This window comes from Paraburkholderia strydomiana (assembly GCF_046030495.1).
In the GTDB taxonomy this organism is placed as follows: domain Bacteria; phylum Pseudomonadota; class Gammaproteobacteria; order Burkholderiales; family Burkholderiaceae; genus Paraburkholderia; species Paraburkholderia strydomiana_A.
In genome coordinates, this window is sequence record NZ_JAQQCJ010000003.1 from 286768 (window position 1) to 302269 (window position 15502).

Annotated in this window: 13 protein-coding genes; 4 read left to right on the forward strand and 9 right to left on the reverse strand. The window is 66.3% G+C overall.

What is annotated here, in order from left to right:
• Positions 1-28: 28 nt before the first annotated feature.
• Positions 29-340, reverse strand: coding sequence for a 2Fe-2S iron-sulfur cluster-binding protein (locus PQQ53_RS06580; RefSeq protein WP_408323497.1), 312 nt, complete (start codon positions 338-340; stop codon positions 29-31).
• 200 nt (positions 341-540) lie between these two features.
• The gene (locus tag PQQ53_RS06585; protein WP_408323498.1) at positions 541-2553 is read right to left on the reverse strand and encodes a sigma-54-dependent Fis family transcriptional regulator; all 2013 of its coding nucleotides are present in this window, start codon (positions 2551-2553) and stop codon (positions 541-543) included.
• 398 nt (positions 2554-2951) lie between these two features.
• Here PQQ53_RS06585 and PQQ53_RS06590 point away from each other — a divergent pair, with 398 nt between their 5' ends.
• The gene (locus PQQ53_RS06590; protein ID WP_028194698.1) at positions 2952-3242 is read left to right on the forward strand and encodes a DUF1488 family protein; all 291 of its coding nucleotides are present in this window, start codon (positions 2952-2954) and stop codon (positions 3240-3242) included.
• A 304-nt stretch (positions 3243-3546) separates the two neighbouring features.
• Here PQQ53_RS06590 and PQQ53_RS06595 read toward each other — a convergent pair whose 3' ends face one another.
• The 7 genes from PQQ53_RS06595 to PQQ53_RS06625 form a co-directional block, all read right to left on the reverse strand.
• Positions 3547-4077: a cytochrome b gene (locus PQQ53_RS06595; protein ID WP_408138696.1), complete on the reverse strand. Its 531-nt coding sequence runs from the start codon at positions 4075-4077 to the stop codon at positions 3547-3549.
• 148 nt (positions 4078-4225) lie between these two features.
• Complete coding sequence (locus PQQ53_RS06600; RefSeq protein ID WP_408138694.1) at positions 4226-5527, reverse strand: NCS2 family permease; 1302 nt, start codon at positions 5525-5527, stop codon at positions 4226-4228.
• 211 nt (positions 5528-5738) lie between these two features.
• Complete coding sequence (locus PQQ53_RS06605) at positions 5739-6203, reverse strand: YaiI/YqxD family protein (protein ID WP_408323499.1); 465 nt, start codon at positions 6201-6203, stop codon at positions 5739-5741.
• A 352-nt stretch (positions 6204-6555) separates the two neighbouring features.
• On the reverse strand, positions 6556-6816 hold the full coding sequence (locus PQQ53_RS06610; RefSeq protein WP_408138690.1) for a DUF4148 domain-containing protein: 261 nt from the start codon (positions 6814-6816) through the stop codon (positions 6556-6558).
• A gap of 190 nt (positions 6817-7006) precedes the next feature.
• Positions 7007-7780, reverse strand: coding sequence for a slipin family protein (locus PQQ53_RS06615; protein ID WP_408138688.1), 774 nt, complete (start codon positions 7778-7780; stop codon positions 7007-7009).
• On the reverse strand, positions 7777-9432 hold the full coding sequence (locus PQQ53_RS06620; RefSeq protein WP_408323500.1) for an NfeD family protein: 1656 nt from the start codon (positions 9430-9432) through the stop codon (positions 7777-7779). Before PQQ53_RS06620 ends, PQQ53_RS06615 begins: the two co-directional genes overlap by 4 nt.
• Positions 9433-9516: 84 nt before the next feature.
• Positions 9517-10554, reverse strand: coding sequence for an AraC family transcriptional regulator (locus PQQ53_RS06625; RefSeq protein ID WP_408138685.1), 1038 nt, complete (start codon positions 10552-10554; stop codon positions 9517-9519).
• Positions 10555-10796: 242 nt separating this feature from the next.
• Here PQQ53_RS06625 and PQQ53_RS06630 point away from each other — a divergent pair, with 242 nt between their 5' ends.
• From PQQ53_RS06630 to PQQ53_RS06640, 3 genes are all read left to right on the forward strand, one after another.
• Positions 10797-11930 (forward strand): acyl-CoA dehydrogenase, encoded by a 1134-nt coding sequence (locus PQQ53_RS06630; protein ID WP_408323536.1) that lies wholly within the window; start codon positions 10797-10799, stop codon positions 11928-11930.
• 250 nt (positions 11931-12180) lie between these two features.
• Positions 12181-13872 (forward strand): AMP-binding protein, encoded by a 1692-nt coding sequence (locus PQQ53_RS06635; protein WP_408323501.1) that lies wholly within the window; start codon positions 12181-12183, stop codon positions 13870-13872.
• 86 nt (positions 13873-13958) lie between these two features.
• Positions 13959-15479, forward strand: coding sequence for a CoA-acylating methylmalonate-semialdehyde dehydrogenase (locus PQQ53_RS06640; RefSeq protein ID WP_408323502.1), 1521 nt, complete (start codon positions 13959-13961; stop codon positions 15477-15479).
• Positions 15480-15502: the final 23 nt, after the last annotated feature.

A 15502-nucleotide genomic window follows, 5' to 3' on the forward strand; every position in this document is an offset into this window, starting at 1 on the left:
ATGCACGAGGTTGCGGCCGCGCAGCGGTTTATCGCGACGACGGCATGTCGACGGCGTCCGGCGCTTCGATCACCACGTCGGTTTCCGCGATCGCCACACACGGCAGGATATAGCCTTCGACCTTTTCTTCGCGGCTCAGACCCGGCCATTCGATCGTGTAGCGCACGCGGCCGGTGGTCATCTTGCAGATGCAGGTCCGGCATGTGCCGTTACGGCATGAGCGTGGCAGACGCAGATTCGCGAAGCCGGCGGCTTCGAGGATGGTCAGCGAATCGGGCGCTTCGAAGCTCTGGCCGAGCGGCTCGATGCGAACGCGAGGCGGGCGGGTTGGATCGGACATCGTGTGACGTGGGGTGGCTGCGTGCGCGACACTTTACACGGGATGGACGGGGCGGGATTTGTCGCTTCGTGGTTGTGGCTGATTGAGCTGGGCATTTGCCGCTCGCAGCACGCGCATTCGAGGGTGCGCTTCACGTCAAAGGCAGAACGCACCGCTGCGCGCCTCAGCAATCACCGCTCGATCACGATCCCCGCGCCACATCAATGCGTCGTCCCTGCGCGCCGCAAATACCGGTACACCGTGTTGCGCGCGAGCCCCAACTCCCGCGCCGCAGCAGACACATTGCCGTCAAGCCGCGCGAGCGTCCGGGCGATCAGCGTGGCCTGCCAATCTTCCATCCGCGCTGGCGCGCCACGCACGGTTCCCGCAGCAGCGCCATCCACATCGTTACCTGAGCTTGCCGCCTGCACACTAGCCGCATCCGCTGCATCGACACAATCCGGCAAGAAGTCATCCGGCAAATCGTCCACCTCGATCTGCTCGGCGCCTTCCGCCATGATGCTCGCGGTGCGCAGCACGTTGGCCAGCTGCCGCAGATTACCCGGCCAGCGGCATTGCTCGAAGCGCGCCAGCACCGCAGCCGACACGCGCCGCGGCAACTGCTCGTCCTCCGGCTGCAAGGCCAGCATGCGCGTGACGAGCGCAGCCAGATCGGTGCGCTCGCGCAGCGCCGGCAACGTCACGACGAGGCCGTTGATCCGGTAGTACAGGTCTTCGCGGAAGGTGCCCGCGTCGATCATCGCGCGCAGGTTGCGGTGGGTCGCGCAGACAATGCGCAGATCGACCGGGATCGGTCGCGTCCCGCCGAGCGGCACGACGGTGCGTTCCTGCAGCACACGCATCAGACGCACCTGCTGGGCGAGCGGCATATCCCCGATCTCGTCGAGAAACAGCGTGCCGCCGTCCGCCTGCACGATCTTGCCGACGCTGCCGCGCTTCTTCGCGCCGGTAAACGCGCCGTCCTCGTAACCGAACAGTTCCGCTTCGATCAGCGTATCGGGCAGCGACGCGCAATTCAGCGCGATGAACGGCGCGGCGCGCCGTGGCGAGTCGTGATGGATCGCCCGCGCGAGCCATTCCTTGCCGGTGCCGGTTTTGCCGAGCACGAGAATCGGGATGTCGCGGCCACGCAGCTTGGCGACGCGCCGCAGAATCGCCGCGACCTGTGCGTCGCCGGTGTCGAGCGTCTCCAGCGTGGCGGGCGGCGCGGGATCGGCGCAGCGCGGCGGCGCGTGACGGGCGCCGGCCGGCATCGGCGCCCGCATCGCGCCGCCGCTGTCCTCCACCGGCACGACGACGTGCGCAACATGGCGCGGCGCCGCGTATTCGCCACGCGCGACCACCCGCACGCCGCTTGGCAGCGTCAACAGGATGCTTTCGCCGGGCGCCCGGGCGATCTGCTGCAACAGCGCCGCGAAGGCGACGCCGAACAGCGCCTCGAACGGTTGCCGTTGCAGCTCGGCGAGCGGCTGCCCGAACTGGAACAGCGCGCTGCGGTTTGCCGACAGAAACACGCCGTCCGGCGCGAACGCCGCCAGCCCTTCGAACAACGTACCGATGAATTCCGCGCGTGCGTGAAAGTGCACGCGAATCGCGTCGGCGAATTGATTGGAGAACAGATGATTTTCAATCATCTGTGCCGACATCCTGACGAGCGCCAGGGTGTGCTTATGAAAACCGCGCGTGTCGCCGCTCACGTCGAGCGCGCCGATGGTGCGCCCGAACGGGTCCGCAATCGGCGCACACGAGCAGGTGAGAATGCGGTTCGCGTGCAGGAAATGCTCGTCGGCATGCACGACGGTCGGCTGCCGGTCGACCAGCGCGGTGCCGATCGCATTGGTGCCGCGATCCGCTTCGGCCCACGACACGCCCGGACACAACGCGACGCGATTGGCTTTTTCGACGAAGTCGCTATCGCCGAGACTGTGCAGGATCACGCCGTGATTGTCGGTGAGCAGCACCATGCTTTGCGTGTCGACGATCTGCGCGTGCAGCGTCTCCATCACGGGCAGTGCATGCGTATAAAGTGATTGATTGCGCTCGACGAGCTCGCGCAGCGCGGGCCGCCGCAGCGGCTGAAAGTCCGGCGTTTCCGACGCGCGCAGGCCGATTTCGAGCGAGCGCGCGTGAGCCTGCGCGATGACATCGGGCCGGCCGATGCCGGCCGGTGAATCAGGGCAATGAGCAGGACGATGAGCAGGACGATGGGTCAAGGCATGTCTCCGGTGATCGGACGCGCGGCGGGTACTTGGCCCGCCGTTCGATGCCGCAGCGCAGCATGCGCGCGTGTGGCCGAATCCCGATCTTACAGGACGAAACGCGCGGCGCGCGGCAGCGAAAACACCGCAAACGTGCAGGCCGCGTGCCGCAAAAATACGCGTGAGGCACCAAAATCAGGCAAACGAAAAGGAAAACTTGCGCGCCGCCCGAACTCGTCTAAAGTGAATCAATTCACCTCCGCGCGGCGCGAACTGCAGCGCCGTCGCGGCGGGTGACGAGCCCGCGTCGTCAGCATTGGACAAGGAGGAGGAAGCTGCTGGCGCGATCAGATGCAACCGGCGCGCGCACTACCTGGCCACACCATGCGCGGCCCAACCTTCCAGGTGAACCCATGCAGATCCTATTCCCCAATGAAACTCCTGAATATTCAGGTCGCGAACTCACCTTGGCGTTCCCGGCGATGGTCGATGGGCAGAGGGTGGAATGCATGATCACGGCGGAGGCGCTCGAGGATCACTTCGGCGCCGCCTCTCCGCGTCTGGAAGACATGGTCGGTGCCTTCGATGCGCACCGCGCCCGGATCGAAGCCGCCACGCGTCGTTTGCTGTCGGAAACGCGGGCGCAGTGCCTCGTGCTCCGCAGCGGCTACGTGCGCTTCTACGAGGCGAACTGGCGTAACTGATGCAAGGCCGAGGTTAGTGCCGAGGGCTGAGGGCGTTTCCGGCGTCCGGAAGTGCTCGAAACACTTTCACGCCATCAAGCTCGAACGAGCAGGAAAGCTGCGCGTCAATCACGGGCCGTCGAAAGCCGCGCGCGGCGCGAGCCGTCCGAAACCGGCGGCGGCCAACGGTGCCGTCGTTCTCCCTGAGCGCGCCCGATGGTGCCTCGGGCACATTTCAGCAAAATCACGTGGTCGATGCAGGCGTTTCACGCACCGCGTGAACGCGTGCGAGCACACTTGCGATGCCGACGAGCGCGGCATCCCGTCAGACTATCCGCCGCAGCGTCCGGTCCTTGAAAATCACGTGATGCACGATCGCCGCCAGCGCGTGCAGGCCGATCACCCAGTAGAACAGATTGCCGAGCCATTCGTGCGCGTCCTTGAGCAGGGGCCGCGCGATCGAATCAGCGCTTACCAACGTAAAGCTGACGTTGACCCACGCGAGGCTCACCGGCCGTCCACCGGCATTGACCATCAGAATGCCGAGCAGCGGCTGCGCAAAGATGAACACGTAGAGCGCGAGATGCGCCGCGCGCGCGACGAACGCAAGCAGCCGGTTGCCGCTGAGTTCCTCCGGGGCGCCGGCCCACAGTCGCCAGAGCAGGCGCGGCACGGCGAGAGCCAGCACGAGCGTGCCGGCCCAGAAATGCACGCTGGTCCAGAACGCGCGGCTGTCCGAGCCGCGCGGCCCGCGTATTTCGATGGCCAGATAGGCCAGCGCGACCAGCAGAAAAATGGCCCAGTGAAAGAAAATCGCGGGCGGCGTGTAACGGTCCGCGGGGCGGCTGTAGGACATGGGGACTCCTGCGACCTGGTCGATCCGATTCTTGAATCCCGCGATGATAAACGGTGCCGGAGCAGGAATGCGCTCTCAATAAAGTACCGTTGATCCAGGATCAGATGCGGCGCGGTCCACACCTGATCTCATGCCCTCCGCCCGCCGGTTATTCGCTGCCGAGATAGAAATAGCGGAACAGGAAAATCGCCGCGATGATCCACACCACCAGCTTCACCTGACGCGCCTGCCCGGTCAGCAGCTTCAGCCCGGCATAGGAGATGAAGCCGAACGCCACGCCGTTGGCGATCGAGTAGGTGAACGGCATCAGCAGCGCGGTCAGTGCGGCCGGCACGACTTCGGTGGCGTCGTCCCAAGGCAGGTCGAGCATTTCGCGCAGCATCAGGCACGACACGTACAGTAGCGCCGGCGCAGTCGCGTAGGCGGGCACCACGCCCGCCAGCGGCGCGAAAAAGAGCGCCAGCAGGAACAGCACGGCAACCGTGATCGCGGTCACGCCGGTGCGCCCGCCCGCCTGCACGCCCGACGCGCTTTCGATGTACGCGGTGGTCGACGAGGTGCCGAGCATCGAGCCGGCCAGAATCGCGGTGCTGTCGGCGAGCAGCGCGCGGTTCAGGCGGTGCATCTTGCCTTCGACCAGCAGCCCCGCGCGATTGGCCACGCCCATCAGCGTGCCGGTCGCATCGAACAGTTCGACGAGGAAGAACACCAGCACCACGTTCAGCACGCCGGTGGACAGCGCGCCGCGGATGTCGAGCTGGAATAGCGTCGGCGTGATCGACGGCGGCGCGGAGACGATGCCGTGGAACTGGTTGCCGCCGAAGAAAAAGCTCAGCGCCGTCACGCCGACGATGCCGATCAGGATCGCGCCGCGCACCCGCAGGTAGTCGAGCGTGACGATCGCGAAGAAGCCGATCATCGCGAGAATCACGTGCGGTTCGTGCAAATTGCCGAGCGTCACGAGCGTGGCCGGGCTGCTGACCACCACGCCGGCTTCCTTCAGCGAAATGATCGCGAGGAAGAGGCCGATACCGCCGGTGATCGCGATGCGTATCGAATGCGGGATACCTTTGACGATCACTTCACGTACGCGAAACAGCGTGACGATCAGAAACAGGCAGCCGGAGATGAACACCGCACCGAGCGCGGCCTGCCAGGTGAAGCCCATGCCCTTGACGACCGTGTACGCGAAGTATGCGTTCAGCCCCATGCCGGGCGCGAGCGCGATCGGGTAGTTCGCGTACAGACCCATGATCAGCGAGGCCAGCGCGGCCACGAGGCAGGTCGCGACGAACACCGCGTCCTTCGGCATGCCGGCGTCGCCGAGAATCGCCGGATTGACGAAGATGATGTAAGCCATCGTCAGGAAGGTGGTTACCCCGGCGAGCACTTCGGTGCGCAGGTTGGTGCCGGCGGCGTCGAAGCCGAAGTAGCGTTTTATCGAGTCCATGAGGCGGGTCTCTCGTCGTTCAGAAAGCGTTTCTTGTGGTGGAGGCGGGTGAGGCGTAGCGGCCCGGCGGGTGGGCTGCCGGCCGACGCGGCGCGGGGCTACGGGCGGATTGTAATCATGAATGGCGGGCGCACGCGGTACCGCGTGGCCGAATCGGCGTGTAAAGGCGGCTCAGGCGGGCGGTTCGCCGCGAGAGTGTGGCGTCGGCGCATCAGGGCGCATCGGGGCGCGGCGGCCGGCGCGCGAGCCAGCGGTCCAGTTCGCCCGCGAAGCTCTTGCTGTCGCGCGCGCTGAACGCGGCGGGGCCGCCCGTATCGACGCCGCTCCCACGCAGCTGGTCGAGCATCGAGCGCATGCGCAGCCGCTCTTCGATGGTTCCGGGCGTGTACCAGTTGCCGCGCGGGTCGAGCGCCTCGGCGTTTTTTGCGAGGACGGCGGCGGCGAGCGGGATGTCGGCGGTGATCACGAGGTCGCCCGCGACGACGCGCTCGGCGATCAGGTCGTCGGCGGCGTCGAAGCCGGCGGGCACCTGGATCGTGCGGATCAGCGGCGACGGCGGCACGCGCAGAAACGCGTTGGCGACCAGCGTTAGCGGCATGCCGGTGCGGCGCGCGGCGCGAAACAGCATGTCTTTGATCACGACCGGACAGGCGTCGGCATCAACCCAGATTGGCATCGTTCGGAATCCGGCAGCGGGGTTTGTCGAAGGGGCGAGATGATACCTTGCCTGCGCGGGGCGCACGGGGCAAGAGGGGCGTGAGCCGAGCGGCGGGGTGGTTGCGAAGGAGCAGCAGCCTGGCGGCGCAGGCGTACGGCCAGGCGGCACTCGGAAGGTCTGAACGACGACAGGGAGAGTCGACGGTTGAAGGTGGGCCAGTTGACCCGGCCATGCGGGCGCACGGCAAGCACACGTCACCCCTCGGCCTGCCGGCGAAAGGCAGGCCACCAGCCGTCGAGGCAGCGTGCGGGGGCCGCATTCGCCGACGACCATTGCAGTCGTCGCGTGCAGCCCGTCAACCCGCCGCGCGTTACTGCGTCATCGTCCCACCCGCCTGCTGCGCGCGCCGTGCCGCGACGATGCGGCCCGCGCGCTGCGCATTTTCCGGGTAGTCGATCCAGTCGAGCGGATCATAGCCGGCGGCACGCCACTCGATCAGATCGGCCCGGACCTGCGCCCGCGTTTTCGGCGCCGACGGGTCATTGGGCTGCGCCTGCGTCTGCGCGAACGCGGTGCTGATAGTCATGGCGGCCAAAAGCGCGCCGAATCCAACCTGAGAAACCATTTTCATGATGAGCTCCTTGGGGAGCGGTTAACAAAACAAGCCCGGCATTCTAATTTCCGGTTGCCTGTCGAGTAAGACGATGGAAAGCAATGCATCATTTCGTGTGGCGGCATGAAACGCGTGACGCGCGCGGCAACCGCGCCGAACGCGCCGAACCCGCGCCGGTTCGCGGGCGTTCACAAAAACTCCCCCCGCATCACGGCGCAGTCGGCTTGCCGAAGCGCTCGAGCAGCGAGCTCAGCAGATCGATCGGCAGCGGAAACACGATCGTCGAGTTCTTGTCGGCGGCGATCGTCGTGAGGGTTTGCAGGTAGCGCAACTGCATCGCCTGGGGCTGCTTCGCGAGCGTCTGCGCCGCTTCCAGCAGATGCTGCGAGGCCTGCAATTCGCCTTCCGCGTGAATCACCTTGGCGCGCCGTTCGCGCTCGGCTTCGGCCTGACGGGCAATCGCGCGGATCATCGTTTCGTTGATGTCCACGTGCTTGATCTCGACGATCGAAACCTTGATGCCCCACGCGTCGGTCTGTGCATCGAGCACTTTCTGGATGTCCGCGTTCAGTTGCTCGCGCTCGGCGAGCAGTTCGTCGAGTTCGTGCTTGCCGAGCACCGCGCGCAGCGTCGTCTGCGAAAGCTGGCTGGTCGCCTCGAAGTAGCGCGCCACCTGAATCACCGCTTTCTCCGGATCGACCACGCGGAAATAGACCACCGCGTTCACCTTCACCGAGACGTTGTCGCGTGTGATGACGTCCTGTGGCGGCACGTCGAACACGACGGTGCGCAGGTCCATGCGCACCGCCTGCTGCACGACCGGAATGATCAGCACGAGCCCGGGGCCCTTGACCTTCCAGAAGCGTCCGAGCATGAATACGACGCCTCGTTCGTACTCCCGGAAAATCCGCACCGACGACGCAATCAGCGCGGCCGCCAGCAGAATCAGAATGCTGCTGAAACCGAATGTGAAACCGATCATGAGCGTTCTCCTTGTAGGGCTTCACCCGGCGCACCCGATGCACCCGATGCGACCGGCACCACGGTCAGCGTCAGTCCGTGCCGCGCGGTGACGCGCACCGGCTGGCCCGCCTCGACCGGGGCCGCGCTGGACACCCGCCAGCGCTCGCCGTGCACGCGCGCCCAGCCTTCGGGCGGGCCGTTCGGCGTCGCGTGCCCAGTTGAAAGGCCGCCGTCGAGCACCACGCCGACGCTGCCGATCAGCCCCTCCGAACCGGTCACCACGGGCCGGCGCCGCGCGTGCAGCGCAAGCCGTGACACGCCGAGCACGAACAGCACGCTGAACACGACGACCGCGGCGATCAGCGGCAGCGGGATGCCGTAGCCGGGCACGTCGGTGTCGATCAGCATCAGCGCGCCGATCACGAACGCGACCACGCCGCCGAAGCCAAGCGAACCGAAGGTCGGCAGGAACGCCTCGCCGATCAGGAACGCGATGCCCAGAAAGATCAGGCCGAGGCCGACGTAGTTGATGGGCAGCATCTGCATCGCGAACAGGCCGATCAGCAGGCTGATCGCGCCGACCACGCCGGGCAGCACGAAGCCGGGATTGGCGAATTCGAAGAAGAGGCCGTACATGCCGATCATCAGCAGGACCAGCGCGACGCTCGGGTCGGTGATGACGGCGAGGAAATGGCTGCGCCAGTCGGCTTCGAGCGTCGCAAGCGGCGCGTGGGCGGTGCGCAGTGTGACGTTGCCGCCGCTCGTCGCGATCGTGCGGCCGTCCACCTGGCGCAGCAGGTCGGGCACGTCGCGCGCGACCAGATCGACGACGTGCTGCGCGAGCGCGTCCTCCGCCGACAGGCTCACGGCTTCGCGGACCGCGCGCTCGGCCCAGTCGATGTTGCGCCCGCGCATCTGCGCGAGGCCGCGGATGTAGGCGGCGGCGTCGTGGACCTGCTTGCGCAGTTCGGTCGATTGGGTGTCGAGGGGGAGGGCGGCGCCTTCGCTGGCTGAAGTGGTTGAGGCGGGCGTCGATGCTGATGATTCGCTGGCACCAGAGCCGGAACCGGCGCCCGAACCGGCACCCGAACCGGCACCCGACCCGGCACCAGGCAGCCCGGGCACGCCTCGTCCCGGCAACCCCGGCGCTCCGCCACCCGCAGGCGGCTCGCCGCCGCCAATCCCGATCTGCACCGGCGTCGCCGCGCCGAGATTGGTGCCCGGCGCCATCGCCGCGATATGGCTCGCGTAGACGATATACGTTCCGGCGCTCGCCGCCCGCGCGCCGCTCGGCGCGATGAACGTGGCCACCGGCACTGGCGAGCCGAGAATCGCCTTGATGATCTGCCGCATCGACGTATCGAGCCCGCCAGGCGTATCGAGTTGCAGCACTGCGAGTTGCGCGTGCTCGTCGGCGGCGCGCTGCAGGCTGCGCACGATGAAGTCCGCGCTGGCCGGACCGATCGCTCCGTTCACCGGAATCACCACGACGCTGTTGCCCATCAGCGCGGCGTAGAGCGGAGCCGCCATGAATTCGCACGATGCGAACCCAAACGCCAACAGCGCGCCAAGCGCGATCATGCCGCGCATCAACCGGCCCACGACGCCGCCACGGGTAAGCGGCCGGCGCGGACCAGACTGCCGGAACGGGAGACGCGGATACGTGCTCATCGCTGACGGCTGCCGCGCCTCGCCAACAGGTATTGGCCGGCGCGGGCCGATATCCCAGAAGAAGGCTGGCCTGCCGCTTACAGCTTAGTCCGATTCCGCGCGCTGCGTGAAATCCGCCCGCGCCGGCCGGTAGTCGCCGGGCCGCATGCCGGTCCACTTGCGAAACGCGCGATGAAACGCGCTCGGTTCCGCAAAGCCGACCGCGCTGGCGATGTCGGCGATCGTGCGCTCGCCGCTCTGCAATTCGCCGATCGCGATGTCGCGCCGCAAGTCGTCCTTGATCGACTGGTAGGTATGGCCTTCCTGTTTCAAACGCCGCCGCATCGTGGCCTCGGCGACGTGCAGGCGCGCGGCCATCTGATCGGCGCCGGGCCAGCCGGCCATCGGCAGCGCGCGCAGCGTCTTGCGCACGCGCGCCGCGAGCGAACCGGCATTGCGATACTTGACGATGAAGCTGCCGGGCGCATCGCGCAGGAACGGCTTGACCGACCTGGTCGTCTGGATCACCGGCAGGTCGACGAAGACCGGCGCGAGATCGACGTACGACTCGGGCTGATCGAAGCTCATCTGATCGCAGAACATCAGCCGGTATTCATGCGCGGCGGGCGGCGCGGCGCAGCGAAAGCGCGCTTCGAGCAACGGAATGCGCCGTCCGACCAGCCAGCACAGCAACCCGTACACGAGGATGAACCAGGTCGCGTAAGCGAACATGGCCGGCGCCGGCGCGCCTTCGCGTTCGACGAATCGGAGCCGCACGCGCTCCGTGCTGGTGTCGATCTGCGCGCCGAGATCGTCGAGCACGAGGCGCATGAAGCCGACCGCGCGCGCCAACGCCTGCGCGCCGTTGCGCGCGGTCAGCGCGGCTTGCGTCATCGCGATGAAGCTGCCGCTTTTCATGCGATGTGAATCCTGGCCGAAGAATTCGTCGTCGAGCGCACGTGCAATCGCGGCCCACAGCGCGCCGTACTGCGCCGACGACACCCGGCTCTTCGGCGAAGCCAGCATCGGCGCGGCGATGCCGGCGGCCTCGGCGAGCGGCAGCGCATCGAGGCCGCGGGCTCGGGCGAGCGCGAGGGTCTCCTCGACCAGACTGACGGAAATCGTGCCCTTGTCGTTTTTCATGGGTAAGCAGCCTGGCTGGCAAAAGCGCTCAGTGTTTTCCTTGTAGTGGCCCGCTAAGTCCTTGAAATAGCGGGCCGAAGAACGTGTACATGGTAACAGTATGGCAAATGCGCTCACTCAGAATGATCGGGCTGAGCATCGAAGCAGCCCGGCGGCTTGCCTACACTTTGCGTCAACCGGGTGCGCTCGCGCTTGTCATCGAGCGCCGCGACCGGCCGCACCGCACGACAAAGGACCGGCCCATGGACAGCTTCTACACCGACGAACAACGGATGATCCGCGACGCCGCGCGCGACTTCGCCACCGAGCGCCTCGCGCCGCACGCGGCGCAATGGGACCGCGACGCGCAACTGCCCGCCGACGTCATCGCGCAGATGGGCGAACTCGGCTTCCTCGGCATGATCGTGCCGCCGGAGTGGGGCGGCTCGTACACCGATTACGTCGCCTACGCGCTCGCGCTCGAAGAGATCGCCGCCGGCTGCGCCGCCTGTGCCACGGTGATGAGCGTGCACAACTCGGTCGGCTGCGGGCCGATCCTCAACTTCGGCAGCGACGCGCAAAAAGACCGCTATCTGCACGATCTCGCGACCGGCCGGCGGATCGGCGCGTTCTGCCTGACGGAGCCGCAGGCCGGTTCCGAGGCGAACAATCTGCGCTCGCGCGCGGTGCTGCGCGACGGCCAGTGGATTCTCAACGGCAGCAAGCAGTTCGTGACCAACGGCGCGCGCGCGGACCTCGCGATCGTGTTCGCCGTCACGGATCCGGAGCGCGGCAAGCGCGGCCTGTCCGCGTTCATCGTGCCGACCGGCACGCCGGGCTTCAACGTCGGCAAGCCGGAACACAAGCTCGGCATTCGCGCGTCGGACACCTGCCCGATTTCGCTCGACGACTGCGCGGTACCGGAAGCCAATCTGCTCGGCGAGCCGGGCGAGGGCCTGCGCATCGCGCTGTCGAACCTCGAAGGCGGGCGGATCGGCATTGCGGCGCAGGCGGTCGGGATCGCGCGGGCCGCGTTCGACGCCGCGCGCGGCTATGCGAACGAACGCGTGCAGTTCGGCAAGGCGCTCAAGGATCATCAGACCATCGCCAACATGCTCGCCGACATGGCCACGCGCCTGAATGCCGCGCGCCTGCTCGTGCATCACGCGGCGCGGCTGCGCTCGGCGGGTAAGCCGTGTTTGTCGGAGGCGTCGCAGGCGAAGCTGTTCGCGTCCGAACTGGCCGAGGAAATCTGCTCGAACGCGATCCAGATTCACGGCGGCTATGGCTATCTGGAGGATTATGCGGTGGAGCGCCATTACCGCGATGCCCGCATCACGCAGATTTACGAAGGAACCAGCGAGGTACAGCGGATGGTGATTGCGCGTCATGTCTGAGCGGCAGCGGCGTGGCGTTTGAGCGCAAAATAGCTGGGCCCGGCGAGCGCAGGTGAAGCATGGGCGCCAGCAGAGCAGCAGGGCAAGACGAAGTATCAGCGGGACAAAAGCAGAGCGCATACCGCGCCATCCACTAGCAACGGTGTTGCATGAGACCGGAGTAAGTGCTGTGCATGGAGGCGGAGTCAGTGCTAAAGCACTCACTCCGCCCGACAGCTAAAGCGCCAACTCTGGTCGACAGGAGACGACGATGACTGCAGCGAAGGCCTTTTTCGACGCGCGCGATCTGTTATTGCGCCACCGAACCGACTACGAGCGCGCCTACCGCGAATTCACCTGGCCGGCACTGGGCGAATTCAACTGGGCGCTCGATTACTTCGACGTAATCGCCCGCGACAATCACAACCCCGCGCTATGGATCGTCGACGACCCCGCCACCGAGGGCCTGCGCCTGTCCTATGCGCAGATGTCCGAGCGCTCGGCGCGCATGGCGAACTTCCTGCGCGCGTCGGGCGTCGGCCGTGGCGACCGCGTGCTGCTGATGCTGCCCAACCGCGTCGAACTGTGGGACGTGATGCTCGCGGCCATGAAGCTCGGCGCGATCGTGCTGCCCGCCACCACCCAGCTTTCCGCCGACGATGTGCGCGACCGCGTGCAGATCGGCGGCGCGCAGTTCGTGGTGGTCGATAGCGCCGAGCTGGCCAAGTTCGACTCGCTCGACGTGCCGCTCACGCGCTTCTCGGCCGGTGCGCCACGCGACGGCTGGATCGATCTGGCCGCCGCCTACGATGCGTCACCGCAATTCACGCCCGACGGCGTCACGCAAGCCACCGACACGCTGCTGCTGTACTTCACGTCGGGCACGACGTCGAAACCGAAGCTCGTCGAGCACACGCATCAGAGCTATCCGGTCGGCCATCTGTCGACGATGTACTGGATCGGGCTGCAACCGAACGACATCCATTGGAACATCAGCTCGCCGGGCTGGGCCAAGCACGCGTGGAGCTGCCTGTTCGCGCCATGGAACGCGCAGGCTTGCGTGTTCGTGTACAACTTCGCGCGCTTCGTGCCGAAAGACACGCTGAACGCGCTGGTGCGCTTTAACGTCACCACGCTGTGCGCGCCGCCGACCGTGTGGCGCATGCTGGTGCAGGAGCCGCTCACCGACTATCCGGTCAAGCTGCGCGAGATCGTCGGCGCGGGCGAGCCGTTGAATCCGGAGATCATCGAGCGCGTGAAGCACGCCTGGGGCATCACCATTCGCGACGGTTTCGGCCAGACCGAGAGCACCTGCCAGATCGGCAACCCGCCGGGGCAGCCGGTGGTCGCCGGTTCGATGGGACGGCCGCTGCCGGGCTACCGGATCGAACTGCTCGACGCGGACGATCAGCCTGTAACCGAAGGCGAAATCTCGCTGCCTTTGAACGAACGTCCGCTCGGTTTGATGACCGGCTACGCGAACAACGTGAACGCCACCGCGCAGGCAATGCGCAACGGCTTCTACCGCACCTCCGATGTCGCGCTGCGCCGCGACGACGGCTACTACGTCTACGTAGGCCGCTCCGATGACGTGTTCAAATCGTCCGACTATCGCCTGAGTCCGTTCGAACTCGAAAGCGTGCTGATCGAACACGAGGCCATCGGCGAAGCCGCCGTGGTGCCGAGTGCCGATGCGCTGCGCCTCGCGGTGCCCAAGGCGTTTGTCACCGTGCGCCACGGCTACGAAGCCGGGCCTGAACTCGCGCGCGCCGTGTTCGCGTTCTCGCGCGAAAAGCTCGCACCGTATAAGCGGATTCGTCGCCTGCAGTTCAGCGAACTGCCGAAGACCATCTCCGGCAAGATCCGCCGCGTCGAATTGCGGCGTCGTGAAATGGAACGCGCCGCCGAACCCGCGCGCTTGCCCGGCGAGTACTGGGAAGAGGATTTCCCGGAGCTGCGTTGATCATTTTCATTCCGCCATTTCCCCGTCGTTTCCGTTATCACCGTCACGCTGCGGCCGCCGCGCGGCCCACGCACAGGAGTTTCAGCATGAGCGCAATTGCTTCGAACCAGGCCGTCGCCAACGTCAAGCTGCTGATCAACGGCGAGTTCGTCGATTCGACAACCCGCGAATGGCGCGACATCGTCAATCCCGCCACCCAGGAAGTGCTGGCGCGCGTGCCGTTCGCGACAGCCGACGAAGTCAACGAAGCGGTGCGTAGCGCGCATGCCGCGTTCAAGACCTGGAAGGACACGCCGATCGGCGCGCGCATGCGCATCATGCTGAAGTACCAGGCGCTGATTCGCGAGCACATGCCGCGCATCGCGAAGACGCTGAGCGCCGAGCAGGGCAAGACGATTCCCGACGCCGAGGGCGACATCTTCCGCGGACTCGAAGTGGTCGAGCATGCGTGCTCGATCGGCACGCTGCAGCAGGGCGAATTCGCGGAGAACGTCGCGGGTGGCGTGGACACCTACACGCTGCGCCAGCCGCTCGGCGTGTGCGCCGGCATCACGCCGTTCAACTTCCCCGCGATGATCCCGCTGTGGATGTTTCCGATGGCGATCGTCTGCGGCAATACCTTCGTGCTCAAACCGTCGGAACAGGACCCGCTCTCGACGATGCAGCTGGTCGAGCTCGCGCTCGAAGCCGGCGTGCCGAAGGGCGTGCTGAACGTGGTGCACGGCGGCAAGGAAGTGGTCGACGCGCTCTGCACGCACGAGCTGATCAAGGCGATTTCGTTCGTCGGTTCGACGGCGGTCGGCACGCACGTGTACCGCCTCGGCAGCGAGCACGGCAAGCGCGTGCAGTCGATGATGGGCGCGAAGAATCACGCGGTGGTGCTGCCCGACGCGAACCGCGAGCAGACCTTGAACGCGCTCGCCGGCGCGGGCTTCGGCGCGGCCGGACAACGCTGCATGGCGACTTCGGTGGTAGTGCTGGTGGGCGCCGCGCAGCAGTGGTTGCCCGAGCTCGTCGCGAAGGCGAAGACGCTCAAGGTCAACGCGGGCAACCAGCCGAATACCGACGTTGGCCCGGTGGTCTCGCGCGCGGCAAAGCAACGCATTCTCGGATTGATCGATGCGGGTGTGAAAGAAGGCGCGACGCTCGCGCTCGACGGCCGCGACGTGAAGGTGCCCGGCTACGAGCAAGGCAACTTCATCGGCCCGACGATTTTCACCGACGTCACCACGGAAATGGAAATCTACCGCACCGAAATTTTCGGTCCGGTGCTGCAGGTGCTGAACGTCGCCACGTTCGACGACGCGATCGCACTTGTCAATCGCAATCCGTTCGGCAACGGCGTCGGTCTGTTCACGCAGAGTGGCGCGGCGGCACGCAAATTCCAGAGCGAAATCGACATCGGCCAGGTCGGCATCAACATTCCGATTCCGGTGCCGGTGCCGTTCTTCAGCTTCACCGGCTCGCGCGGCTCGAAGCTCGGCGACCTCGGTCCCTACGGCAAACAGGTCGTGCAGTTCTACACGCAGACCAAGACCGTCACGGCCCGCTGGTTCGACGACGACACGGCCAACGACGGCGTCAACACGACCATCAGCCTGCGCTGAGCGGCGCGCGAAAAACGGAGACG

Coding starts and splice junctions, on each gene's coding strand:
- PQQ53_RS06635 (WP_408323501.1), top strand. CDS start 12,181: ATGACTGCAGCGAAGGCCTTTTTCGACGCGCGCGATCTGTTATTGCGC.
- PQQ53_RS06590 (WP_028194698.1), top strand. CDS start 2,952: ATGCAGATCCTATTCCCCAATGAAACTCCTGAATATTCAGGTCGCGAA.
- PQQ53_RS06610 (WP_408138690.1), bottom strand. CDS start 6,816: ATGAAAATGGTTTCTCAGGTTGGATTCGGCGCGCTTTTGGCCGCCATG.
- PQQ53_RS06580 (WP_408323497.1), bottom strand. CDS start 340: ATGTCCGATCCAACCCGCCCGCCTCGCGTTCGCATCGAGCCGCTCGGC.
- PQQ53_RS06615 (WP_408138688.1), bottom strand. CDS start 7,780: ATGATCGGTTTCACATTCGGTTTCAGCAGCATTCTGATTCTGCTGGCG.
- PQQ53_RS06595 (WP_408138696.1), bottom strand. CDS start 4,077: ATGTCCTACAGCCGCCCCGCGGACCGTTACACGCCGCCCGCGATTTTC.
- PQQ53_RS06640 (WP_408323502.1), top strand. CDS start 13,959: ATGAGCGCAATTGCTTCGAACCAGGCCGTCGCCAACGTCAAGCTGCTG.
- PQQ53_RS06630 (WP_408323536.1), top strand. CDS start 10,797: ATGGACAGCTTCTACACCGACGAACAACGGATGATCCGCGACGCCGCG.
- PQQ53_RS06600 (WP_408138694.1), bottom strand. CDS start 5,527: ATGGACTCGATAAAACGCTACTTCGGCTTCGACGCCGCCGGCACCAAC.
- PQQ53_RS06605 (WP_408323499.1), bottom strand. CDS start 6,203: ATGCCAATCTGGGTTGATGCCGACGCCTGTCCGGTCGTGATCAAAGAC.
- PQQ53_RS06625 (WP_408138685.1), bottom strand. CDS start 10,554: ATGAAAAACGACAAGGGCACGATTTCCGTCAGTCTGGTCGAGGAGACC.
- PQQ53_RS06620 (WP_408323500.1), bottom strand. CDS start 9,432: ATGAGCACGTATCCGCGTCTCCCGTTCCGGCAGTCTGGTCCGCGCCGG.